This window comes from Streptomyces sp. NPDC053426, assembly GCF_055585405.1.
Window position 1 is genome coordinate 312,016 of record NZ_JBVJKE010000003.1, and the last position, 22,700, is coordinate 334,715.

The following is a 22,700-nucleotide window of genomic DNA, read 5'->3' on the forward strand; positions in this document are numbered from 1 at the left end:
TGCTCGGCCTCAGGCTTCGCCTCGGCCATCGGCTCTTGCTCGGCTTCCGGCTCGACCTCAGGCTCCGCCTCGGCTTCCGGCTTCGCCTCGGCTTCCGCCTTGGCCGCCGGCCCCTGCTCGGCCTCAGGCTTCGCCTCGGCCATCGGCTCTTGCTCGGCTTCCGGCTCGACCTCAGGCTCCGCCTCGGCTTCCGGCTTCGCCTCGGCTTCCGGCTCGGCCTCAGGCTCCGCCTTGGCCTCAGGCTCCGCCTTGGCCTCAGGCTCCGCCTTGGCTTCCGGCTTCGCCTCGGATGCCGGTTCCTGCTCGGCTTCCACCTCGGCCTCGGCTTCCGGCTCGGCCTCGGGCTTCGGCTCGGCTTCCGGCTTTGCCTCGGCCGTCGGCTCCGGCTCGGTCTTGGGGGCCGGCTCAGGCGTGGGGTTCTGCTCGGCTTCCGGCTTGGGGTCTGCCTTCGGCTCGGGTGCGGGCTCGGGGTTCGGTTCGGGCTTCGGGGCCGGGTCGGTTTCCTGGGCGGGGGGTGTGGGGTCGTCCGAGCGGGTGGGCTTGGGGACCGTGATGTTGTCGAAGGCCGCGGAGACCAGGTCGTGCTCCTCGCGGGGTTCCGGGACCGGGACCGTGCGGGGCGCGGGGGTGGGCTCGGGGGACGGGGACGGGACCTTCGGGGCCGCGGGCGCCTCCGCGGCGGGCTCCGGGGCCGACTCCGCCGGAGTGGGCGATGCCGGGGACGTGCTCGCCGTCTCGGCGGCGTCCACCGCACCCCCCGCTTCGGCGGACCTCGCTTTGCGTGACCGGCCGAACGCGTTCCGCAGGAGAGTGAGAATGCCCATGTGCGCAACCCTTCGCGTGAGTTGATGCCCGTCAATCCCTGGCCAGGACGGACACGTAAGGTTAGCGGCCCGCAAGGGCGATCTTGGGCAGGGTTGGGTTTGCGGAATCGTATATGTCAAGGGTGCGATTCGGCCCGGCGCGACGTCCCAGATGCTGCCGCAGGTTCACGCACCGTTCACCCGGCCGCCCGGCTACCGCACATATGTACTCCTACGGTCACGCTGACACCACGGGCACCCAAGGAGAGAGAACGTGCGAAAGCTGCTGCCGTTGATCGGAACGCCGTCCGGTTCCCACCCCGGCGGCCGGTCCGCCCTGACCTGCCGTTTCCGGTGTGGTGACGCCTGCTTCCACGAGGTGCCCAACACCAGCTCCAACGAGTACGTCGGCGACGTCATCGCCGGCGCCCTCAGCCGCCGCTCCATGATGCGCGCCGCCGCCGTCGTGACGGTGGCCGCCGCCGGTGCCGGGGCGGTCGGCGTCGCCGCTGCTCCCGAGGCGCAGGCGGCCGCGGCCGCGAAGGGCCGCCACCACCACAAGCCCGAGGGTGCCCGCGGTCTGCGGTTCACGCCCGTCGCGCCGAACACGAACGACGCCGTGACCGTGCCGGAGGGCTACCGGCAGAACGTCGTCATCCGCTGGGGCGAGCCCATCCTGCGCGGCGCGCCCGCCTTCGATCCGGAGAAGCAGAGCGCCAAGGCGCAGGCCGGGCAGTTCGGGTACAACTGCGACTTCCTCGCCCTGCTGCCCCTGCGCGGCGAGCGCGACCGGCAGCTCCTCGTCGCCAACCACGAGTACACCGACGAGATCCTCATGTTCCGGGACTACGACGCCGACAACCCCACCCGCGAGCAGGTGGAGATCGCCTGGGCCGCGCACGGGCTGGCCGTCGTCGCGGTGGAGGAGGAGCGGCGGAGCGGGAAGCTGACGCCCGTCACGCGGCACCACCTCAACCGGCGCCTCACCGCCACCTCCGAGTTCCGGCTCACCGGCCCCGTCGCCGGGTCCGACCTGGTGAAGACCTCCGCCGACCCGAGCGGCACCAAGGTGCTCGGCACCCTCAACAACTGCGCCGGCGGCACCACCCCGTGGGGCACGACCCTGCACGGCGAGGAGAACTTCAACCAGTACTTCGCGAACAGCAGCCGCGCGACGGACAAGCGGTACGGGATCGGTACCGGCGCCACCGAGCGCAAGTGGGAGCGTTTCGACAAGAGGTTCGACGTCTCCCAGGAGCCCAACGAGGTGCACCGGTTCGGCTACGTCGTCGAGCTGGACCCGTACGACCCCGACTCCACCCCGCGCAAGCGCACCGCGCTCGGCCGGTTCAAGCACGAGGGCGCGACCGTGCGGCTGACGCACGACGGGCGCCCGGTCGTGTACTCGGGCGACGACGAGCGGTTCGACTACTTCTACAAGTTCGTCGGCAGCAAGCGGATGCGGCACGGCAACAGCCGCTGGGCGCGCGAGCACAACCTGACGCTGCTCGACGAGGGCACGCTGTACGTCGCCAAGCTCACCGGCGACTCCCCGGCCATCGAGATCGACGGCACCGGCAAGCTCCCGAAGGACGGCGAGTTCGACGGCAGCGGTCAGTGGATCCCGCTGGCCACCGCCACCGCCGACGGCGCCGTCTCGCACGTCGAGGGCATGACCGCCGAGGAGGTCTTCGTCTTCACGCGGCTCGCCGGTGACAAGGTCGGCGCCACCAAGATGGACCGGCCCGAGGACATCGAGCCCAACCCGGTCACCGGCAAGGTCTACATGGCCCTCACCAACAACTCCAACCGCGGCAAGGCCGGTTACGCCGCCGCTGACGAGGCCAACCCGCGCAACCTCAACAAGCACGGCCACGTGCTCGAACTGACCGAGCGCTGGAACCGGGCGGACAGCACCCGCTTCGCCTGGTCGCTGTTCCTGGTCGCGGGCGACCCGGAGGACCCGGCGACGTACTTCGCCGGCTTCCCGAAGGACTCCGTCAGCCCGATCTCCTGCCCGGACAACGTCGCCTTCGACGACCACGGCAACCTGTGGATCTCCACCGACGGCAGCGCCCTCGGCTCCCACGACGGCCTCTTCGGCGTCGCCACGCGCGGCGACCGGCGCGGTGAGCTGAAGCAGTTCCTCACCGTGCCCAACGGTGCGGAGACCTGCGGCCCGGTCATCCAGGACCGGCGGGTGCTGGTCGCCGTACAGCACCCGGGCGAGGTGGACGGGGCGACCGTGGACCAGCCGGCCAGCGCCTGGCCCGACGGGCCCGGTACGTACGTCCGCCCGGCCGTCGTCGCGGTGTGGCGCGCGGACGGCCGCGACATCGGCGTCTGACGCTGCCGTCCGGGAGTGGCCGGATCAGGGCCCGGGCACCGGGTCCTCCAGCCACTCCCGGTACGCCGGTGCCTGCCGCGCCACCTCCCGGTACGCCTCGGCCAGATCGGGATAGACGCCCTCCAGCTCCGACTCCGTACGCGCCGCCAGCAGCAGCCGTACGCCCAGCGGGTCACCGTGCAGCCGGCGTACCGCCGTCTCGGGGCGGGAGAGCGAGGTCGGCTGGCACACGGTGACGGCCTCGCCGATGGCGACCAGGGACGCGGCCGTGTGGTAGTCGCCGTGCAGCACGCGCGGGCTGATCCCGGCGGCCTGCAGGACCCGGCGTACGGCGTCCCACTCGCCGTCGACCGCCGGGTCGATCATCCAGCGGTCACCGGCCAGGTCGGACAGGTGGACCACCGGGTGCGCGGCGGCCGGGTGGTCGGCCGGGAGCGACACGCACTGCGGTTCGCGCTCGACGAGGACCCGGGTGCGCAGGCCCTCGGGGACGCGCAGCGGACAGCCCTCGACCTCGTGCACGAACGCCACGTCGAGCTGGCCTTCGGCGACCATGCGCAGCAGGGCGTTGGCGGAGACGTCCATGTGCAGGGTGGGCTCCTGCCAGTGCCGGCGCAGCCGTCGCAGCCAGCCGGCCAGGGCCCGGCTGGCGGTGGAACCGATGCGCAGCTGCCGGCCGCCGACGGCGGCGGCACGGGCCTCGGTGACCAGCGAGCGCAGTTCGGTGACGAGCGGGCGGGCGCGGCTGAGCACCAGCCGGCCCAGTGGGGTGGGACGGCAGCCGGTGCGCGTGCGTACGAACAGGGCACCGCCCAGCTCCTGTTCGATGCGCCGCAACTGCGTGCTCAACGAGGGCTGGGCCACGCCGAGTTGGCGTGCGGCTCGGTGCAGACTGCCGGTGTCGGCGATCGCGCACAGTGCCCTGAGGTGCCTGACCTCAAGCTCCATGCCCTGGGAGGGTAAGGCGGAAGTTCAGGTTTCACCAGACACACAAACCGCGTCCGTTCAGGCGGAGTCGGGCGTGTGCGGCCGGGTGGCCGGAGTCGGTCGATAGGGCCGTCCTATCACCGGTTGCCATCATCACAGCCGCCGCGCGGGCGCACACACTCCTCGGTGACATGTGACTCGACCCCCACCGCAAGGAGTCATCGATGCGTATGCGCATGCGTGTGCCCATGTCCGTGCTCACCGCCGCCGGCCTGAGCCTCACGGCTCTCGGCCTCGGCGCCGCCCCGGCGACGGCGGCTCCCGCGCCCGTCGACGCCGCCTCGTCCGCCTCGTACGCCGCCTACGACGGGTCGTCGGAGGAAGCCGCCGCCAACCGGGCCTTCTTCGAGGCCGTGCTGAAGTCGGCGGCCGAGAAGCGGGCCGCGAACCCGACGGGCGCGGCCGCCGTCACCGTCGTCTACGACGCCTCCCGGGCGCCGTCGTTCGCCACGCAGATATCCCGCAGCACGCAGATCTGGAACAGCTCGGTCTCGAACGTGAGACTCCAGGCCGGCACGTCGGGTGCCGACTTCAGGTACTACGAGGGCAACGACTCGCGCGGGTCGTACGCGTCCACCGACGGGCACGGGCGGGGGTACATCTTCCTCGACTACCGGCAGAACCAGATCTACAACTCGACGCGGGTGACCGCGCACGAGACCGGGCATGTGCTCGGGCTGCCGGACCACTACTCGGGGCCGTGCAGCGAGCTGATGTCCGGGGGCGGGCCCGGGCCGTCCTGCACCAACGCGTACCCCAACTCCGCGGAGCGGTCGCGGGTGAACCAGTTGTGGGCGTACGGGTTCGCCGCGGCGTTGGACAAGGCGGAGAAGGCGTTGCAGAAGTCCTCGCGGTAGCCGGTAGCCGCACGGTGTGGGGGCGGCCGGGGGGTGTGTCGGCTCGCGGCGCTTGCCGGTGCCGCTGCGCCCACCCGTGCCGCCCTGGGGGTACCTCCCAGGCCTTTAAGGCACTGGGGGAGGCACGACTGCCCGCAGCTGCGGCGGGAGCCGCCAGTTACGCGCCGTGCAGCGTGAGGTCGACTACCAGGGCTCGGTGGTCGGTGTTCTTGAGGTCGAGGAAGCGGGCTCGGTGTGCGGCGAAGTCTTCCGAGACCAGGACGTGGTCGATCTGGGTGCCGAAGGCCGGGGTCGTGCGGGAGGGCCAGGTCGGGGTTCGGTCGGCGCCGGTCAGGCGGGCCGCGTCGCGCAGGCCGGTGTCGAGGATGCGGCGGAAGGCCGCGTGGTCCTGGGAGGCGTTGAAGTCCCCGGCGAGCACGGTCGGAGTCTTCCGGTCGGCGGCGGCCGCGTCCCGCAGCCGGCCGAGCTCCCGCTGCCACAGGCCCACCTGGTCGGGCAGCGGCGGCATGGGGTGCGCGAGCTGGAGCCGTACGGCGTGCCCGTCGACGTCGGCGACGGCGCCGGGCATGCCCATGGTGCCGGGGACCCCGTCGGTGGCGCGCAGCGGGAAACGGCTGAGGACGACCGAGCCCTCGGAGCCGCCGCCCTCCACCGCCTCCCGGTGCGGGTAGGCGTCGGTCAGCTCCCGCTTCAACGCCGCGTCGCAGGTGTACTCGCACTCCTGCACGAACACGACGTCCGGTTCCGTACGGCGTACGGCGTCGATCAGCGCGCCGGTGGCCTGCCCGAACTCCACGTTCGCGGTCAGCACCCGCAGCTCGGCGACGGGCGGACCGGTGGGATCGCCGGTCTTCCCGTACGGCTCGATGAACCAGGCCAGCAGCCCCAGCAGGGCCACGCCCCACACCGCGCCGGTCCACCACCGGGCGAACAGGGTGAACAGCAGTCCGGCGGCCGTGGGCACGAGCAGCCAGGGCAGGAAGGCGAGGAGCTGGGGCACGGGGGTGATGCCGTCGGTGTCGGCGGTCCGGCAGCCGACGACCACACTCACACCGGCGAACAGCAGCCCCGCGCACCAGGCGCCGAACCGCCGCCGTCCCCCCGTCCGCCCCGGCCCGTCCCCGGTGACCGTCGGGTCGGCAGTCGCAGTGTCCAACGTTCCGGCCTTCCGCTCGCGGGTGCGATGCCCGGATTCTCCCTCATGGACGAGGGGGTGCGGCGGGTGGTCGCGGGAGCCGGGGGTTCGCGGCGGCTGCCGTGGCGGCCGGTCAGCCAGGAGGCCAGGGCCACCGCCAGGCCCAGGGCGAGGAGGAGCCAGGACGCCGTGCGCAGGGTGGCGGTGAGGGCGTCGTAGACCGCGCCCGCCGCCGATCGGTGGACGCGTTCGGGCAGGTCGGCCAGGGTGAGCCGGCGGCCGACGGCGATCGCGAGGGCGAGCAGGGCGCCGCCCAGGGCCGTGCCCAGGCCGGTCGCGGTGAGCGCGCGCCGGCGGCGGGCGGCGACGGCGATCCCGGTGACGGCGAGGACGACGGCCGCGAGCGGCAGCCAGAAGGCGGCGGCGTCCAGCACGTGGTACCCCTTCCGGAGCCCGGCCACCTCCCCGGCCGGCACCACCGCGACCTCGGTGTGCTCGACGGGGATGCGGTGGGCGAAGGACAGGTGGTCGGCGGCGAGCCGCGCCCGTACCCGCGCGGTGACGGGGGCGAGGTCGACGGTGACCGGGCCGGGGGTGGCCGCGTCGTCGCGCAGGGCGTGCAGGACGGCGTCGTGGACGGCCCTGTTGCCGGCCTCCCACGCGGTGCGGAACGCGTCGGTGTGGGTGAAGGAGCGGATCGCTTCGCGGATGAACGGTCCGAGGGGGGTGGCGCCGGTCGTCTCCGCGTCCAGCTCCCGTACGACCTCGTCCCCCACGGCGTCGGCCACGGCGTCGCGGACGGCGGGGTCGGTGGCGAGCGGGGCCACGGTGTCGACGTAGCGGCCGGTGTCGGCGAGGGCCGCCGCCCAGGCGGCAAGGGTGCCGCAGGGGGTGAGGAGGCAGGTGAGGGTGAGGAGGGCGGCGGAGAGGGTGTTGCGGAGGCGGGTGCTGTGGGGGGCCACGCCCTCAGTCAAGGGGGCGGGTGGTGGGGGCGCGAGTGCTGGCGGCCCGAACGGGCGGTCCGTCATCCGCGGGCAGTCGTGCCTCCCCCAGTGCCTCAAAGGCCTGGGAGGTACCCCCAGGGCGGCACGGGTGGGCGGTGGGGGTACCTCCCGCTCATGGGGGTACCTCCCGCTCGAGCGAAGCCGAGAGTGGGGGAGAAGCCGAGAGTGGGGGAGGCACCCCGTGAGCGCCGGGCCGCGCGAGCCGCCCCCGGCCCGCACCGACGCGGGCTCCCGGCGACGCGTCCGGGCGCGAGGGCGGCCGCGCAGGGGACCGGCGCTGCGCCTCACCCCACCCGGTGGCCCGTCGCGTCCTCGTGGGTGTAGAAGCGGTAGAACATCGTCACGAAGACTCCCGCCGCGACCAGCAGGCCCAGGATCGTGGAGCGCAGGACGCCGGGGCTGGGGGCCTGGATGACCAGGAAGCCGAGCGCGCTGCCGATGAGGGCGGCCCAGAGCACCGCGTGCAGTTCGCGCCGCACCTTCGGGGCCAGGGCGAGGAGCGCCATGAACAGCAGCGAGAACACGAGGCCGGCGAAGAAGCCGTACAGGAAGTTCTCCACGGTGATCGGCCCGCCGTAGCGGCGGTTGGCCGCCACCCAGTAGCCGTACACGACTCCCAGCAGGACGGGTACGACGACCTTCGCCACCCGGTGGGTCCGTGCGCCGAAGACGTCGGTCGTGCGGGCCGGCTCGAGCATTCCCCGGGGCCGGGGTGCCGCGTGCGCCATGAGAGCACTCCTCTCTCCTCGCCCCCGCCTACCAGGGCACACCTCCCCGGGCCGGTCGGCAACCGGGGACCGGATGCGGGCCGCACGACGCCGTGTTTCGCTGGGGCCGTGAGTCAGGGCAGCGGGGGACAGGGCCCGCGCGACGTCGTGCACCGGCACGAGATGCTGCGGCTGAGGGGCCGCAGCGTCGCCTGGGTGCCGCCGTTGCTGCTGCTCGTCGTCATCGTGTTCATCGACCACCACACCGGCGGCGAGTTCCGGACCGTCTCCTGGATCGTGCTGGTGCCGGGCATCGCCGCCGCGATCTGCGGGGTGTGGGGAACGGCCCTGTTCGCCGTGCTCGCGGTGGCCACGTACACCGTCGTGGACAGCGCCTGGCCGCACCAGTTCCAGGCGGGGCTGCCCGACTTCATCCTCGTCGCCGCCGGCGGCGTCCTCGCCACGCTGGCCTGCTGGGTGCGGGTGCGCGGTGAGCGCAGCACGCTGCACATGCGGGACGTCACCGAGACCGTACGGCGTACCGTGCTGCGCCCGCTGCCGCCGGACTGGGGCGGCCTGGAGCACGCCGGGATCTACCTCACCGCGGACACCCAGGCCCGCGTCGGCGGCGACTTCTACGACATCCAGCCGGGCCCGCACGGCACCCGGGTGCTCGTCGGTGACGTCCAGGGCAAGGGACTGGGCGCGGTGGAGACGGCGTCGGTGCTGCTCGGGGCGTTCCGCGAGGCCGGCTACCACGAGGCCGACCTGACGGTCGTCGCGGACCGGCTGGAGACCCGGATGCTGCGGCACCGCGAGTACACCACCGCCCTCGGCCGGGGCGAGCGCGACCGGTTCGCCACCGCCGTCCTGCTCGGTTTCCCCCCGGACCGGACCGACGTCGTGGACGCCGTCGTCTTCGGGCACGAGCCCCCGCTGGCCGTCGGCCCCGACGGCGTACGGTCCCTGCCGGCCGACGGGGGGCTCCCGATCGGCTGCCGCGACCTCGCCCCCGGCCGGCCGCCGGTGTGCCGGGTGCCGGTCGCCGACGGTGAGACGCTGCTGCTGGTCACCGACGGCGTGACCGAGGCGCGGGACGGCGCCGGCGACTTCTACCGGCTCGTCGACGACCTGACCCGGGCGGTGGCGGCGGACCCGCGGGTCGTCGCGCCGGGCCGGCTGGTCGCCGTCGTACGGGACGGGACGCTGCGGCACAGCCGGGGGCACCTGGTCGACGACACCACGGCCTTCGCGGTACGACGGATCCACGCGCCCGGCCCGCCCCGCCTCTCCCGCGCGCCGGGGGGCGAAGGCCCCGAAGGGGGACGTTCACCCTACTGACACCACCCTTCGCAGCCGCAGCGGTTACCGTGCTGCCGTAGGTGATCGACAGGGGAGGGGACCATGCCCGGAACCGTGCTGCTGCTGGCGGCCTCGCCGCTGGGCCGCGGGCGGCTGGTGGACGCGGCGTCCGTGCTCCCGGTCCTCGCGGCGGTGCCGCCCGCCGTGCTGTCCGGCGCGGAGACCGCGAACGTCGTCGAACTCGCCGACCCGCTGGAGCCGCAGGCCGTACTGACCCGGCTGCGCGCCGCCGCCGCGGCGCCCGGACCGCTGACCGTGTACGTCACCGGCCAGCTCCAGCTCGACCGCCGCCAGCGGCTGCCGCACCTCGCGCTGGCCCGGACGACCGCGCCCACCGTGCGGTACACCGGGCTGCCGTGGCACTGGTTCCGGGAGGAGCTGCGGCTGCGTCCGGCGGGCGCGACGACGCTCTTCCTCGATCTGCACGCCGACCCGGAGACCTGGCGGGCGCTGAGCGCGCCGCGCCCGCCGGGCCCGTCCCCGCTCGACTGCGGACCCGACAACGCCGTCTACGGCCGTGTCGCGCCCCCGCCGTCCCGTCGCGGGGTCGCGGCGCCGGAGTACATGAAGGCGGTCGCGACGATCCTGCGCAGCGGATGGCGTCCGCCGGACGAGGAGCTGCACCAGCAGGCGCTGACGCGGATCGCGCCGGAGAGCACGGGCACGGAGCTGCTGCTGGCGCGGCCCGGTCCGGTGCCGGGGGACCCGCACGCGGCGGTCACCGCCGCCGTGCGCTCCGGCCGGCACGCGGACGCCGACGCGCTCGCCGCGCGGCTGGAGCAGGCGGCCCACCTGGCGCACGGGCCCGCCTCCGAGGAGGCGCTGCACTGGACGGAGGTCCGGGCGGACCTGGCGATGCTGGCCGGGGACGCGGCGCGCAGCTGCCGTACCTGGCTGGCCGTCGCGAGCGCCCGGCTGACCGCCGGGCAGCCGGCGGACGCGCCCGCCGTCGAGACGGCCGTGGACCGGGCACACCACCAGTGGGGCCGGATCGGCGACCCGGCCCGTGCCCGCGAACTCGGCTCGGTCCTCGCGGAGCTGCGCGGCCGGGTGCCGGGGCGGCGCGAGGGCGCCCTGGACCATGTGCGGCGTCAGCTGCGGCAGTTGCAGACGCAGGGCTGAGCGCCGGACGGCCCGGAACACGACGCCCCGCCGGGATGCGTGTCCCTACCGGACCGCCTCCGCCTCCGCCACCGGTGCCGTGGTCCGGCGGTCCGGTTCGGGGTCGGCGGCCTCGACCGGGCCCGCGTTGGCCGCCAGGACCAGCGCCGCGACCGCGACGACGGCCGCGGCGAGACCACGGGCGTAACGTTCGGTGGTGCGCGTGGGTTCCAGCACGGCGACCTCCCAACAGCGACGGGTTAAGCACGTTTAATTCGCGGTTTAACCTAGGGGTTGTCGGACACGAACGGCAAGAGGCACTGGGGGAGTTGGCGTGGGGGAACGGGACGAGCCGGCGACCATCGGGCGGCGGGTGCAGCAGTTGCGGGTGGAGCGCGGGCTGACGCAGAGACAGCTGGCGGAGCCGGTGTACACGCCCGCGTACGTCTCCACGCTGGAGGCGGGCCGGGTGCGCCCCTCCGACGACGCGTTACGGCATCTCGCCGACCGTCTCGGAGTCGCGTTCGACGAACTGGCCACCGGGCGTTCCGCCCGGCTCGTGACCGAGCTGCACCTGCGGCTGACCGAGGCGCAGCGCACGCTCGCCGTCGGCGAGACGGAGGCCGCGGTGGAGCAGTACGCCGGGCTGCTCGCCGAGGCGGAGGCGCACGGCCTGGCCGAGGAGCAGGCCGCCGCGCTGCTCGGGCTCGGGGAGTGCGCCCTGGAGACCGGCGAACTGGCCGAGGGACGTGAGTACTTCGAGCGGTCCGAGGCCCGGCTCGCCGAGGCACCGCTGCCCGCACGGGTGCCGGCGCTGCGCGGACGGGCCGTCGCCCACTACCTCGCGGGCGAACTGCGGTACGCGGTCTACCTCCTGGAGTCCACGATCGACGAGCTGAACCGGGGCGGCCTGCACGACCCGGACGCGCTGCTGCTGCTCTACGCCAGCGCGATCGGCCCGTACATGGACATGGGCGCGCACGCGCGGGCCGCGCAGGCGGCGGAGTTCGCGCTGGCGCTCGCGCCGCAGTCCGGCGACCCGGCGCTGGTGGCGCGCATGCACCGGTCGGTGGCCCGCACCCTGCTCGCCGAGGGCCGCATCGCCGAGGCGGACGCCTCGCTGGCCAAGGCGGCCGAGCTGTACCGCGGGCTGCAGCTCCGCACCGAGCTGGCCAACTGCCACTGGATGCGCGGCTACGTGTACGCGCAGAACGGCGAACTGGAGCGCGCCGAGGAGGAGATGCGCGAGGCGCTGGCGATGCTGTCGGCCAAGCGGGCGTCCCTCTACAGCAGCCAGGTGACCGTCGAACTGGCCGACGTGCTGCGCCGGCGCGGCAGCACCCGGGAGGCGGCGGCGCTGCTGGAGGACGTGCTCGGCGGTCTCTCCCCCGAGCGGGGCGCGGTGCACGCGGCGGCGGCGCACCGGCTGCTCGGGATCATCGCCGAGGACGCCCGCGACGCCGAGCGGGCCGAGGAGCACTACGTGCGCGCGATGAGCCTGCTGGAACGCGCGGGCGCCGCCGGTGACCTGGCCGACCTGTGCCGCCTCCTCGGTGACCTGCTGCGCCGCACCGGCCGCGTCGAGGCGGCCCTGGACGCCTACCGCACCGGCCTGGGCCACCGCACGGCCCCGGGTACGACCACACTGGGCCCGGCGCCCGCCCAGCCCCCGGTGTGAACGGCGGGCGCGGGCCGGGCAGGACGGTCGTCCCCGCGTCCGTGGCGTCGGGCCCTCCCCTCAGGAACCCGCCACGGCGTCGGCGGCCTTCCGCACGGCCGCGTCCAGCGCCTCGCGTTCCTCGTTCAGCCGCTCCGGCCACCCGGGTGACCTCCCGGCAGGCGGTGCCGGCCGTCCGAGGCCGGACCCGGTGGGGACCGGGGCCGGCCTCGGAGCGTCTGCCGGGCGAACGACGCGTTCCCGTTCTCCGTGGGGGAGAGGTCCGTCCGCGAGCGCGGGCCCGACCGGTCCGTGCGCTGGTTTCCGCGGTCGGGCCCCCACGGTCAGCTCTGCCGGCGGGCCAGCCTCTTCGCGGCCTCACGGCGCTCGGGCCGGAAGGGGTCGGGGCCGGAGCCCGCGCCCCGGCCGGGCACCGCCGTCCGGCGACGGAGCCCGGCCGCCACACGGGCGAGCCGCTCGTCACCCGGCTTGGCGTCGATGTAGAAGAGGGACTCGTCGGGGACCGTGTCGTCCCCGCCCCAGCGGACGACGCCCGCGCAGTCGACGAGGATGCCCCGGACGACCGTGAGCTGGTTCGGGAAGAACCCGCCCCGGGCGCCGGAGGGGTAGAAGCCGGGCCGTATCTGCACCGCGGTACCGGACGCCTGGTTGGACTCGGCGAGGCCCCCGCGGATCTCCGACGGGTGGCGCCAGCCGATCACGTCGCCGGCTCTGAGTTCGTCGACCTCGTAGTGGAAACGGCGGATCACGTGCACCAGTACCGACTCGACGTCGCCGAGGCGCAGCCGCACCCCGCGCAGCGGAGTGCCGGGGACGGGGCAGGTCCACACGCTGCCGGCGTCGTCGGCGACCTTCTCCATCTCCCATCCGTTGAGGGACGGCTTGCCGGTGTGGACGCGCTCCTGCTCGGCCCGGTGACGGCGCAGGGCCTCCGAGATGTCGATCGGGGCGGGCGGTGTCGGTGAGGTGGGCGCGGACAGGGGGGTGGCGGCGAGGGCAGGACTGCCGGTGAGGCCGACGACAGTCATGCCTGCCGCGACGGCGGTGGCCTGCTTCAGGGCGGCACGACGCGATATGGGCATGTGTGGGAGGCTTTCTGTCATGGCCGAGGGATCTCGGCGTACAGCATCGGATCGATCGTGAACGCGACCGCGGGCGCGACGAGCGCCGCGGCGGCGACGAGCGCGTACCAGGCGCGGAAGACGTTGACCGCCTGGACGACCAGGTAGTTCGCGAACACGCACATCAGCAGGTACGGGACGGTGAGGAGGACGATCGCCGCGACGGCCGGTCCCATGCCGTCGTCGGTGTCCGCGGGGGACGGCTGCTCCGCCCAGCCGTGCCGGGGGAGCACCCACGTCTCGAGGAGGCGCCACGGCATGTCGATGACGCTGTTGCCGACGTAACCGAGAAGCAGGTTGACGACGACGGCGAGACCGAGGGTCGCCGTCACACGGCTCCGGGTGGTGCGCAGTTCGGCCAGGACCGTGTTCTCCCCCCGTCCCGCACCCGTCACCAGACGTCGCCCCGGGAGAGCGCGTTGTACTTCTCGAACGTCCCGTACACCTGGAGCCGCTTCTCCGCCTCCGTCTCGGCGTTCGAGGTGTCGCCCTGGTAGTACTTGAGGTAGTCGAAGACGTTCTGGGGCGAGGAGGTCAGACTGGGGCGGGGCACGCCGTACTTGACCGCGTGGTAGCGGTGCACGTAGCCGACCTGCCGGATGTTGAACTCGGGGTCCTCGTTCAGCTGCTGCCAGATCGCCCACACGTCGGCGTCGCTGGCGGGGTCGCGTGTCGCCCCGCTGAGGACACCGTCCCTGATGGCCTGGTTGCGGGCGTTGATGGCGGTGGCCGCGAAGATCTGGCCGGGTCCGGTGCTGGCGTCCCGCTTGATGAACTTGTCCGCGAGCGGCGGGACGGTCTGCACGCCCGAATGGTAGACGCGGACGCCGATGTCGCCCAGGTAGTCGAGGGACGTGTCGTAGTGGCGGGTCTCCCAGAACACGGGCACCTGGATCAGGGACTTGCGCATCCTCAGGGCACGGGCCATACCGGTGATCAGCGCGTCGTTGTGCAGCACCAGGTCGAGGCTCTGCTTGATCGACCACTTGGTGTTGGCCGAGGTCTCCCCGATGCCGATGTCCTTCATCGTCTGCCGGATCTCCAGCAGCAGCGCCTCGTGCGCCTCCGTCGGGAGCTCGCTGTCGAGAAGCGTGTCGGGGGCGATCGGGTCGAAGCTGTTCTCCCCGATGTCCCGCCCCGACGCGATGTTGTGGTCGATCTCGATCTGTCCGTCACCGGACCCCACGGTGCGGGTGACGATCTGGTCGTACGCCCAGTTGGCGGGCATGGCGTAGCCGAGGTTGCCGGAGTAGCCGGACGACATGTCGGACACGAACGACGCCGAGGCGTACCCGGCGGCCGAGACGCGGGAGCACACGTTGCGCGTCCCGTACACACCGATGCGGTACGCGTCGTCGATGTGGGCCATCTCCTGGGCGATGGCCCGGAAATAGGGCAGGACCCACTCGGTGATCTCGTAGTCCTGGGTGTCGTAGTCGACGGCGAAGAAGATCCGCGCGCCGTGCTTGAAGCCGTGCTTCGCCGCCTGGGCCACGGCCAGTCTGGCGTCGGCCGTACCCTGCTCCGGACGGAAGTAGTCGGCGGAGTCGGCGAAGGTCTGGAAGATCGGGTAGCAGCGCAGCCCGTTGTCGGCGATCGTCTTCAGCTCGCCCGGCTGGATCTCCTTGTGCACCAGGTCGCCGCTGGGGGTGGGGTCCGGGTTGTACAGGTACCGTCCGACGTACTTGATGCCCTCGGACCTCAGTGTCTGCGCGCGCGCCGGAGTGATCAGCGTGACCCCGTCGCACGCCTCGCCCCTGCGGGACTGGTCGCCGTAGGAGACCAGCAGCGACGACCAGGTCTGGAAGTCGCCGATGCCGCTGACGGGCAGCTTCACGAACGACTGGAACGCCTCCACGCCGACTTTGACGTCACCGGTGAAGTTCCCGAAGGGGACGTTGCGCGCGTTGAGGATCATCGCGGCCGTGAACAGTTTCGCCCAGGTGCCGACGGTGCCGACCGCGACGGTGTGGTTCCTCAGGCCGGCCTGGGTGCCGGGGCCGAAGTTGCCGTTGGCGGTGCCGTCGGCCATCCCCAACTCGTACTGGATGGCGAAGAGAAGTGACTTGGCGACGTCGCGGGAGTGGTGGCCGTCGCAGGGGATGACGAAGAAGTCCCTGCGGTGGATGTAGTGCCCGTTGAGCCACTGCTGGATCGAACGGATGGTGTCGGAGCCGCTGTTGACGGTGACGTAGGCGTCCATGTTCAGCAGGCCCTTGAAGACCTTCGGAACCAGGTCGGAACCGGGGTACACCGAGTCCACGCCCATGTCCGCCTTGAGCCGCGCGACGGACGAGGCGACCCGGTCGCTGTACTTTCCGTCGATGCCGCCGCCGTCGTACCCCTTGCAGTACAGACCGGACTGGACGATGCGTATGAAGTCGGCGGACGGCGCCGTCGAGGCGTTGATGACCGGGTGTCTCGACTGCAGCGTGGAGAGCGTGCCGGGGCCGAAGTTGTTCGACAGCGTGTCGATGCCGAGTTCCCACTGGAGAGCGCGGGTCAGGGCGTACATGACCGGCCACCCGGTGCGCCCGTTCTCCTCGACCGTCATTCCTATGCGGCTGCCGTAGACGCGGTTGACGAACTTCTGGGCGTTGAGAACCATTTCGTCGGCCATGGGGAGCGGCTTCTCCTTGAGTGGTCGCGGTTCGGCGAGGTGAGGAGCGAAGGGGCGAACAGGCCGGGGAGCGTGCGTGGCCGCCCGGGGCCACGGTGCGTTCAGTGGCGGGGGGACGGGCTGCGCCGGTGCGGACGACGCGGGCAGCCGGCACCGGTGTGAAAGGCGGACTCCCCCATGGCGACGCTCTCCCCCGTCAACGAATGATGTGTCGAACCTGAGTTCGAGGAGTCATCCTCTTCGGCCCGGTGATCACCATAGGTGGACGGTGAAGGAAGGGTGCAAGATCCGTAAAGAAGGATGGCGTGATCACGCCGCCGTCGCCGGGGTTCGGGGAGAAGTGGGCAATCGTTCGGTTTTTTCCCGTGTTCTCCCTGCGTCCTTCCTGTGCGGTGACGGAGGACCGGGGCGCTCCGGTCGGCCGGGCACGGGACGGGATGGCGCGAAACCGACCATGTCCATGCCCGGTGGAACGGGTGGCCGCGCCGTCCGCGTGCGGGCCGGTCGGAGGCTCGGGAACGGGCCGAGGCGCGGGTTTCGGAGCGGGGCGGTCCGGGTAGTCGGGGGCTCACTTCCGGGGGTGAACGACCGAAGGAGGCGGTGGGCGTGCGGCCCGGGGACGACCCTGGGGGCGAGCCGGACAGGGACGACGAGTGGGTGCTCGGTGCGATCGCCGCGGAGCTGCGTGACACCGAGCCGGCCGCCGTGCCGGGGCGGCTGTGCGCGGTGGCCGTCGAGCTGCTGCCGGTGGACGGCGCGAGCGTGTCGCTGCGCGGTGACGGGCTGCTGCCCGTCCAGCTCGGCGCCTCCGGTCCGCAGGCCGCGCGTCTGGCCCAGCTCCAGGCCACCCTGGGCGACGGCCCCTGCCGCCATGTCCTGGAGGCCGGCGCGCCGGTTTTTGCACGCGACCTCGCCGCCGCCGGCTGCGCCGACCGCTGGCCCGTCTTCGCCCAGCAGGCGCTCGGCGCCGGAGTGCGCGCCGTGTACGCGCTCCCCCTCGGCAGCGGCGCCGTCTGCGTCGGCTCCCTCGACCTCTACCGCGACACCCCCGGCGGACTCACCGACGGCCAGCTCCGGGTGGCCCGGCTCCTCGCCGGCGTCATGACGGCGGCGCTGACGGACCTGCCGTACGGCCTCCGGGGCGACGACGAACCCTGGCTCAACGGACTGGCCGCCGACCACGACCGTGTCCACCAGGCCGTCGGCATGATCATGGCCCAGCTGGGCGTCGGCGCCGACGAGGCCCTGGCCCGGCTGCGCGCCGACGCCTTCGCCCACGGCCGCACGGCCCTGGAGGTCGCCCTGGACGTGGTGGCCCACCACCGCCGCTTCGACACACCCTGACCACGCGCCTGCCTACTCTTTACGGTCATGGACATAGCCATCCTCTTCCTCACCTGCGTCGTGATCCTCGGCGTCGCGTCGATCCAGAACCACCTCTCCCGGGCGGACCGCCGCGCCGCCCGCGTCGAGCGCAAACTCGACGCGGTGATGGAGCACTTGGGCCTCCGCGAGGAGATCCCGGGGAGGGACGAGATCCTCGACCTCGTACGCCGGGGCAAGAAGATCCAGGCGATCAAGCTCTACCGCGAGAACACGGGCGCGGACCTGGTCGAGGCCAAGCAGGCGGTGGACCGCCTGGGCTGAACCGCCCACCGGCCCGCCCGAGCGGTCAGCGGGCCGCCCCGGGGAGTTCCTGGGTGCCGATGACCGACAGGAGACCGAGCAGCTCGGCGCTGTCGGTGCCGACCGCCGGGGTGAACCACAGGAGCCGCTGCCGGCCGTCCTCGCTGAACAGGTTGAGACAGTTGACCTCGACCACGCCGAGGGCGGGGTGGACGATGCGCTTGCGGTCGTCCCGGCGGAACGCCACGTCGTGCTCGGCCCACAGGGCGGCGAACTCGGCGGAGCCGTCGAGCAGCGAGCCGACCAGCGAACGCACCTCCGCGTCCTTCGCGTTCCGCCGGGCGGCGGCCGCGCGCAGGTCGGCGACGAAGGCGCGGGACTGGGCCGCGTGATCGGCGGGCGGATACATCCGCCGGGCGTCGGGCTCGGTGAACCACCGGTGGACGAAACTGGCCCGCACCCCCCGGAAACCGGAGTGGTCCCCGAGCAGCGCCACCGCGAGCGGATTCTGTACGAGGGTGACGTGCAGGTCGGTGATGACCTGCGCCGGTGTCGACGTCAGCCGGGTGAGCAGGTCGAGCATCCCGGGGTGCACGTGCGAGGCGGCTCCGCCCTGCACCGGCACCGGGCGGTTCGCCAGGTGGTAGAGGTGGTCGCGCTCGTCGGCGGTCAGGCGCAGTGCCCTGGCCAGCGCGGCGAGCATCTGCTCCGACGGCTGGGAGCCGGCTCCGCGCTCGAGCTCGTTGTAGTAGTCCACCGACGCCCCGGCGAGCTGCGCGACCTCGTCACGGCGCAGCCCGGGCACCCGGCGCCGGGGCCCGGAGGGGAGCCCGACGTCGGCCGGACGGATCCGCTCCCGCCGCGACCGCAGGAAGGCACCCAGCTCGGCGTGTCTCACAGAACCCATGCCCCCATGCTGCATCCGGCCGGGCGGCCGGCACAGGGGACGACATCCCCTGGTTCCGCCGCCCGGCGGCGCGCACCGTGGAGGACGTCACCTTCGAAGAACTCGAAGAACTCGAAGAACTCGAAACAGGAGTAACGGTCATGCCCTTCGCCCACTTCAAGGTCCCCGCGGGGACCCTCACCGCCGAGGACAAGAAGAAGATCGTCGAGCGCACCACCGACCTGTACGCGGAGATCTACGGTGAGCGGGCCCGGCCCACCACCGTCGTCCTCGTCGACGAGGTCGCCGACGGCGGCTGGGGCGTGGCCGGCAACGTCCTGACCGCCGCCATGCTCAACGGCGACGCCTGACCCGCCGCCGGAAAGGCGGAGGAGGGGTCCCGCCCGTCAGACCCGTACCCGTGCCTGCCGGCCGACGTCCGCCAGGCGGTCCGCGCCGAGCTGGGTCATCGCCTGGGTGACCTCGGGCAGGACCGCGCCGAGGCCGCCGTTGGTGAGGGTGATCGTGTCCTCGCCCACGCGGACCGCCGCGAGGTTCACGGTGAGGTACGCCGGGGCTCCGTCGGACGCCTTCCCGGTCATCGTCAGCCGCAGTCCCGCCCGTGCGTCGCCGGCCTCCGGCAGCGGGAGCTCCGCCACCTCGACGAGCTGGGCACCGGCCCGGACGGTGGTCGCCTCGAACCGCTCGCACTTCTCCGGCAGCGTCCTCATCCAGGCCAGGACGCGGTCCACGTCGGCGGGCGGGTGCGTGGCGACCTGGTAGCGGAGCTGGGAGTCGTTGTAGGCGTCGTCGAGCGTGGAGACGGCGCTCGGTCCGGTCGGCGGGCCGAACAGCTCCTCCGTGTAGAGGACGTCGAGCAGCCGGCGGCAGTCGGCGTCCTCCGTCCTCGCCTTGAGCATCCCGTCCCGCCAGGTCGCCGCGCCCCGGCTCGCCATCCACGGCTCCCCCAGGTCCGCCTCCGTGATCAGTGCCGCCCGCAGCTGCTCCTCGCTCAGCGCCTGAGCGGAGGGTGAGGGCCGGGCGGCGGGGGAAGCCGCCGGGGACGCGGGAGCGGAGGCCGCCGGGGGCTCGGACACGCCCGCGGGCAGCGCGCGCGGCACCTCCCGGTCGCCGGCCACGCACGCCGCCGCGGTCAGCAGGGCCGTCACCGACAGCGCGGCGGCGAGGAGGGCGCGGGCGGCGGCCGGGGCGTGGGTCATCGGGGTGCCTCCTGGGGGAACCGGGCCGTCCACGAGCGGACGTGCTCCTACGGCACCACCGGGCCGCCCGCCCCACCAGCGCGGCGGGCCGTCCGGGTGAGCCGCCCGGAGGGAAAACGGCTCGCCCTCCGCCCCTCCCCCTGTTAGCGTCACCGGTATGCAGCGCGCCCACTCGTCCCGCACGACGACGCCGGACCAGGTCCCGGCGCGCTGACAGCTGACCACTGACGAAGCCCCGGGGCGAGTGCCCCGGGGCTTCGTCGCGCGTGGTGCTCGCCTCCCGGACACGAGGAGCCCACCGTGCGGCACGACCACCGACGTCTCGGCCGTGAACTCGGCCTGTTCGACACCGACCCGCTGATGGGCGCGGGCCTGCCGTACTGGCTGCCCGACGGCGCCGTCGTACGGCACACCCTGGAGGAGTACGTCCGCGAGGCGGAACGCGCGGCCGGGTACCGGCACGTGTACTCGCCGGTGCTCGGCAAACGCGAGCTGTACGAGATCTCCGGGCACTGGGACCACTACAGCGAGGACATGTTCCCGCCCATGGAGCTGGGCGCGGAGCAGGTCGTCCTGCGGCCCGGTCTCTGTCCGCACCACGCCCTCATCTACCGCTCCCGCTCCCGCAGTTACCGCGAGCTGCCGTTGCGCCTGGCCGAACTGGGCGGCATGTACCGCTCCGAGCCGTCCGGGGTGCTGGGCGGACTGACCCGGGTACGGGCCATCCAGCTCAACGACGCGCACATCTTCTGCACCCTGGAGCAGGCCGTCGAGGAGGCCCGCGCCGCCCTCGCGCTCATCTCCCGCGCCTACGCCGACCTCGGCGTCCGCGCCGCCCGCCACCGCCTCTCCCTGCCGGGCGGCGGCGGCAAGTACGTCGCCGACCCCGCCCTGTGGGAACGGGCCACCGCCCTCCTGCGCGAGGTCCTGGACACCTCCGGGGTCGAGTACGAGGCCGTCGAAGGGGAGGCCGCCTTCTACGGGCCGAAGATCGACGTGCAGATCACCGACCCGGCGGGCCGCGAGTCCACCCTGTCCACCGTGCAGATCGACTTCCACCAGCCGGAACGCTTCGGCCTGCGCTACACCGGCCCCGACGGCGCCCGGCACCGCCCCGTCATGGTGCACCGCAGCGTCATCGGCAGCGTGGAACGGGCGGTCGCCCACCTCCTGGAGCAACACGGCGGCGCCCTCCCGGTGTGGCTGGCACCGGTGCAGCTCGCGGTACTGCCGGTGGGCGAGGCGCAGGAGGAGCGGGCGTACGACGTCGTACGGCGGGCCGGCGAGCTGGGCCTGCGGGCGGCGGTGACCGCAGCCGGCGAGGGCAGCCTGGGCGCCCGGATCCGCCGGTCCCGGCTGGTCCCGTACCAGGCGGTCCTCGGCACCCGGGAGGCCGAGGACGGGCTGCTCGCCGTACGGCTCAGGGACGGGAGGCGGCCCGGCGCCCTGCCCGTGGAGGAGCTGCTGCGGCGGATCGCGGAACGGGCGGACCGGCGGGGTACCGCGCTCTGGGACCCCGCGTGAGACCGCGGGCACACACCCACAGCGGGTGGTGCCCGGAGGCCGGGGGGCCGGGGCGGCCGGGCGGGGCGCCGGGCTCCGGGACGCCGCGTAGGGTCGGCAGTCACGTGCACAGGCGGAAGGAGTCCTCGTCGTGACCAACGGTCGGCCCGTCCCGGTGATCATCGACTGCGACACCGGTGTCGACGACGCCCTGGCCCTGCTGTTCGCCGTACGCCACCCGGGGATCGACCTGCGCGCGGTGACCTGCGTGGCCGGGAACACCGACGTGGACGGTGTCGTCCGCAACACGCTGACCGTGCTGGAACGGGCGGGCGCTCCGGAGATCCCGGTGGCGCGGGGTGCCGAGCGCCCGCTGATCGAGGCGGCGCGCTCCGCCCGTCACGTCCACGGCCACGACGGCATGGGCGACCTCGGCCTGCCCGCCCCGCGCCGCACCCCCGCCGACGTGGACGCGGTGACCCTGCTGCGCCGGGAGATCCTCGCCTCCCCGCGCCCGGTCACGCTCGTGCCCACCGCCCCGCTCACCAACATCGCCCTGCTGCTGCGCACCCACCCCGAGGTCACCCGCAACATCGAGCGGATCGTGTTCATGGGCGGCGCTGCGGCGGTCGGGAACGCCACGCCGGTCGCCGAGTTCAACGTCTGGCACGACCCGGAGGCCGCCGCGATCCTGCTCACCGCGGGGGTGCCGATCACGATGTACGGCCTGGACGTGTTCACCCGGGTCGTCGTCCCGGCGGCGGACGTGCGCCGGCTGCGCGCGAGCGGCGAACCGGGCACCCGGCTCGCCGGGGAGCTGCTCGCGCACCGCCCCGCCACGCCGGGCAGCCGCCCCGACGACCCCGCCGAGGACGCCGGCGGCCTCGGCGACGCGGGCGCGCTGTGCGCGGTCGCCGACCCGGAGGGCCTGACCACCCACCGGCTCCCCGTCGAGGTCTCCCTGGCCCCCGGACCGGCCCGGGGCCAGACCGTGGTCGACCGCCGCCCCCGCGCCGGCGAGTCCGAGATCCACGAGGGCACCCGCGAACAGCCCCTGGTGGACGTCGGCCTGGACGTGGACGTGGCCCGCTATGTCCGGCTGTACCTGGCGACGGTCGAGCGCGCCCCGGAGTAGCCGTTCACCGGGGGCGGCCGGAGGTCACTGCTTCGGGCCGGTGCTCTCGTCGTACACGGGCGGCTGCGCCTGGATGCCGAAGGTGGCCGATCCGGCGTCCTCGAACCGCAGGGTGATCTCGGTGGCGTCGCCGCCCCTGATCACCTGGCGCACGTCCCGCAGGATCAGGTGGTCCTTGCCGGGTTCCAGTTCGACCAGGTCGTTCTCGGGCAGCTCCACGCCGTCCGGCAGGCGCTCCTCGTCGGCGTCGACGACGTCGACGGACTCGGCGATCGGCGAACTCGCGCCCACCAGCCGGTCGTCCCCGCCGCCCTTGTTGTAGAGCCACACGTACACGGGGACGTCGTCGCCCGGCTGCCACGGGTCGCCCGTCGGTTCGGCCAGGTGCGCGTACCGGATCATCAGGTCACCGACGCGGGCGTTCTGCCCCGGCGCGTCCCAGTCCGGGAGGGAGAAGTCCTCGTCCGCGCCGCAGCCGCTTCCCGCCAGGGCGAGGGTGACGGCGAGCGCGGTCGCCGCCAGACCGTGCCGGGCGCGCGGTGTGCGGGAAAGGGCCATGGTCGCTCGTTCCTCTCGCGGGTCACCGTCCTCCGCGCTGAGTAGCCCGG

At 73.5% G+C, this 22,700-nt stretch carries 21 protein-coding genes and 1 pseudogene; 10 read left to right on the top strand and 12 right to left on the bottom strand.

Annotated features, from left to right (window positions below; genetic code table 11):
- Positions 1 to 824 (bottom strand): annotated as a pseudogene (locus tag ACZ62B_RS08365) (VWA domain-containing protein); the annotation flags it as partial.
- Between the two features lie 253 nt (positions 825 to 1,077).
- Between ACZ62B_RS08365 and ACZ62B_RS08370 the strand changes: the two are divergent.
- A complete protein-coding gene (locus ACZ62B_RS08370) occupies positions 1,078 to 3,150 on the top strand; it encodes a PhoX family protein (protein ID WP_344563064.1) in 2,073 nt (690 codons plus the stop codon).
- A gap of 24 nt (positions 3,151 to 3,174) precedes the next feature.
- Here ACZ62B_RS08370 and ACZ62B_RS08375 read toward each other — a convergent pair whose 3' ends face one another.
- Positions 3,175 to 4,098 carry a LysR family transcriptional regulator gene (locus ACZ62B_RS08375; protein ID WP_469689477.1) on the bottom strand — a complete coding sequence of 308 codons (924 nt, stop codon included), beginning with the start codon at positions 4,096 to 4,098 and terminating at the stop codon, positions 3,175 to 3,177.
- Positions 4,099 to 4,307: 209 nt separating this feature from the next.
- Here ACZ62B_RS08375 and snpA point away from each other — a divergent pair, with 209 nt between their 5' ends.
- Positions 4,308 to 4,994 (top strand): snapalysin, encoded by a 687-nt coding sequence (snpA, locus tag ACZ62B_RS08380; RefSeq protein WP_344563211.1) that lies wholly within the window; start codon positions 4,308 to 4,310, stop codon positions 4,992 to 4,994.
- Positions 4,995 to 5,151: 157 nt separating this feature from the next.
- Here the strand turns inward: snpA and ACZ62B_RS08385 are convergent, their stop codons facing one another.
- From ACZ62B_RS08385 to ACZ62B_RS08395, 3 genes are all read right to left on the bottom strand, one after another.
- Positions 5,152 to 6,150 (bottom strand): endonuclease/exonuclease/phosphatase family protein, encoded by a 999-nt coding sequence (locus ACZ62B_RS08385; RefSeq protein ID WP_469689479.1) that lies wholly within the window; start codon positions 6,148 to 6,150, stop codon positions 5,152 to 5,154.
- Positions 6,042 to 7,091, bottom strand: a complete 1,050-nt coding sequence (locus ACZ62B_RS08390; protein ID WP_469689481.1) for a hypothetical protein — start codon at positions 7,089 to 7,091, stop codon at positions 6,042 to 6,044. The genes ACZ62B_RS08385 and ACZ62B_RS08390 overlap by 109 nt, the downstream gene beginning before the upstream one ends.
- A gap of 326 nt (positions 7,092 to 7,417) precedes the next feature.
- On the bottom strand, positions 7,418 to 7,861 hold the full coding sequence (locus ACZ62B_RS08395; RefSeq protein ID WP_344563053.1) for a hypothetical protein: 444 nt from the start codon (positions 7,859 to 7,861) through the stop codon (positions 7,418 to 7,420).
- 162 nt (positions 7,862 to 8,023) lie between these two features.
- Between ACZ62B_RS08395 and ACZ62B_RS08400 the strand changes: the two genes are divergently transcribed.
- Positions 8,024 to 9,181, top strand: a complete 1,158-nt coding sequence (locus tag ACZ62B_RS08400; protein WP_468721032.1) for a PP2C family protein-serine/threonine phosphatase — start codon at positions 8,024 to 8,026, stop codon at positions 9,179 to 9,181.
- A 63-nt stretch (positions 9,182 to 9,244) separates the two neighbouring features.
- Positions 9,245 to 10,324: a hypothetical protein gene (locus ACZ62B_RS08405; RefSeq protein ID WP_344563051.1), complete on the top strand. Its 1,080-nt coding sequence runs from the start codon at positions 9,245 to 9,247 to the stop codon at positions 10,322 to 10,324.
- 45 nt (positions 10,325 to 10,369) lie between these two features.
- On the opposite strand, the gene ACZ62B_RS08410 is transcribed toward ACZ62B_RS08405, so the two are convergent.
- A complete protein-coding gene (locus ACZ62B_RS08410; protein ID WP_344563049.1) occupies positions 10,370 to 10,540 on the bottom strand; it encodes a hypothetical protein in 171 nt (56 codons plus the stop codon).
- A 97-nt stretch (positions 10,541 to 10,637) separates the two neighbouring features.
- Between ACZ62B_RS08410 and ACZ62B_RS08415 the strand changes: the two genes are divergently transcribed.
- The gene (locus ACZ62B_RS08415) at positions 10,638 to 11,981 is read left to right on the top strand and encodes a helix-turn-helix transcriptional regulator (RefSeq protein WP_344563047.1); all 1,344 of its coding nucleotides are present in this window, start codon (positions 10,638 to 10,640) and stop codon (positions 11,979 to 11,981) included.
- A gap of 323 nt (positions 11,982 to 12,304) precedes the next feature.
- On the opposite strand, the gene ACZ62B_RS08420 is transcribed toward ACZ62B_RS08415, so the two are convergent.
- From ACZ62B_RS08420 to ACZ62B_RS08430, 3 genes are read right to left on the bottom strand one after another with little or no spacing between them, the layout of a single operon-like run.
- The gene (locus ACZ62B_RS08420) at positions 12,305 to 13,063 is read right to left on the bottom strand and encodes a hypothetical protein (RefSeq protein WP_469689484.1); all 759 of its coding nucleotides are present in this window, start codon (positions 13,061 to 13,063) and stop codon (positions 12,305 to 12,307) included.
- A 17-nt stretch (positions 13,064 to 13,080) separates the two neighbouring features.
- Positions 13,081 to 13,497: a hypothetical protein gene (locus ACZ62B_RS08425; RefSeq protein WP_344563043.1), complete on the bottom strand. Its 417-nt coding sequence runs from the start codon at positions 13,495 to 13,497 to the stop codon at positions 13,081 to 13,083.
- Positions 13,494 to 15,722, bottom strand: a complete 2,229-nt coding sequence (locus ACZ62B_RS08430) for a glycoside hydrolase domain-containing protein (RefSeq protein ID WP_344563041.1) — start codon at positions 15,720 to 15,722, stop codon at positions 13,494 to 13,496. Before ACZ62B_RS08430 ends, ACZ62B_RS08425 begins: the two co-directional genes overlap by 4 nt.
- A 600-nt stretch (positions 15,723 to 16,322) precedes the next feature.
- Here ACZ62B_RS08430 and ACZ62B_RS08435 point away from each other — a divergent pair.
- Both ACZ62B_RS08435 and ACZ62B_RS08440 read left to right on the top strand, forming a co-directional pair.
- Positions 16,323 to 17,066: a GAF and ANTAR domain-containing protein gene (locus ACZ62B_RS08435; RefSeq protein ID WP_344563039.1), complete on the top strand. Its 744-nt coding sequence runs from the start codon at positions 16,323 to 16,325 to the stop codon at positions 17,064 to 17,066.
- Positions 17,067 to 17,093: 27 nt separating this feature from the next.
- Complete coding sequence (locus ACZ62B_RS08440; protein ID WP_469689487.1) at positions 17,094 to 17,369, top strand: hypothetical protein; 276 nt, start codon at positions 17,094 to 17,096, stop codon at positions 17,367 to 17,369.
- Positions 17,370 to 17,394: 25 nt separating this feature from the next.
- Here the strand turns inward: ACZ62B_RS08440 and ACZ62B_RS08445 are convergent, their stop codons facing one another.
- The gene (locus tag ACZ62B_RS08445) at positions 17,395 to 18,255 is read right to left on the bottom strand and encodes a helix-turn-helix transcriptional regulator (protein ID WP_468887479.1); all 861 of its coding nucleotides are present in this window, start codon (positions 18,253 to 18,255) and stop codon (positions 17,395 to 17,397) included.
- A gap of 140 nt (positions 18,256 to 18,395) precedes the next feature.
- Here ACZ62B_RS08445 and ACZ62B_RS08450 point away from each other — a divergent pair, with 140 nt between their 5' ends.
- Complete coding sequence (locus ACZ62B_RS08450) at positions 18,396 to 18,605, top strand: 4-oxalocrotonate tautomerase family protein (protein WP_073933229.1); 210 nt, start codon at positions 18,396 to 18,398, stop codon at positions 18,603 to 18,605.
- 36 nt (positions 18,606 to 18,641) lie between these two features.
- Here ACZ62B_RS08450 and ACZ62B_RS08455 read toward each other — a convergent pair whose 3' ends face one another.
- Entirely contained in the window at positions 18,642 to 19,454 is an 813-nt protein-coding gene (locus ACZ62B_RS08455; protein ID WP_469689488.1) for a hypothetical protein, read from the bottom strand.
- Positions 19,455 to 19,754: 300 nt separating this feature from the next.
- Here ACZ62B_RS08455 and thrS point away from each other — a divergent pair, with 300 nt between their 5' ends.
- Entirely contained in the window at positions 19,755 to 20,978 is a 1,224-nt protein-coding gene (gene thrS / locus ACZ62B_RS08460) for a threonine--tRNA ligase (protein WP_468887482.1), read from the top strand.
- Positions 20,979 to 21,108: 130 nt separating this feature from the next.
- Entirely contained in the window at positions 21,109 to 22,092 is a 984-nt protein-coding gene (locus ACZ62B_RS08465; protein ID WP_468887484.1) for a nucleoside hydrolase, read from the top strand.
- Positions 22,093 to 22,116: 24 nt separating this feature from the next.
- On the opposite strand, the gene ACZ62B_RS08470 is transcribed toward ACZ62B_RS08465, so the two are convergent.
- Positions 22,117 to 22,650, bottom strand: a complete 534-nt coding sequence (locus ACZ62B_RS08470; protein ID WP_344563026.1) for a copper chaperone PCu(A)C — start codon at positions 22,648 to 22,650, stop codon at positions 22,117 to 22,119.
- Positions 22,651 to 22,700 lie beyond the last annotated feature (50 nt).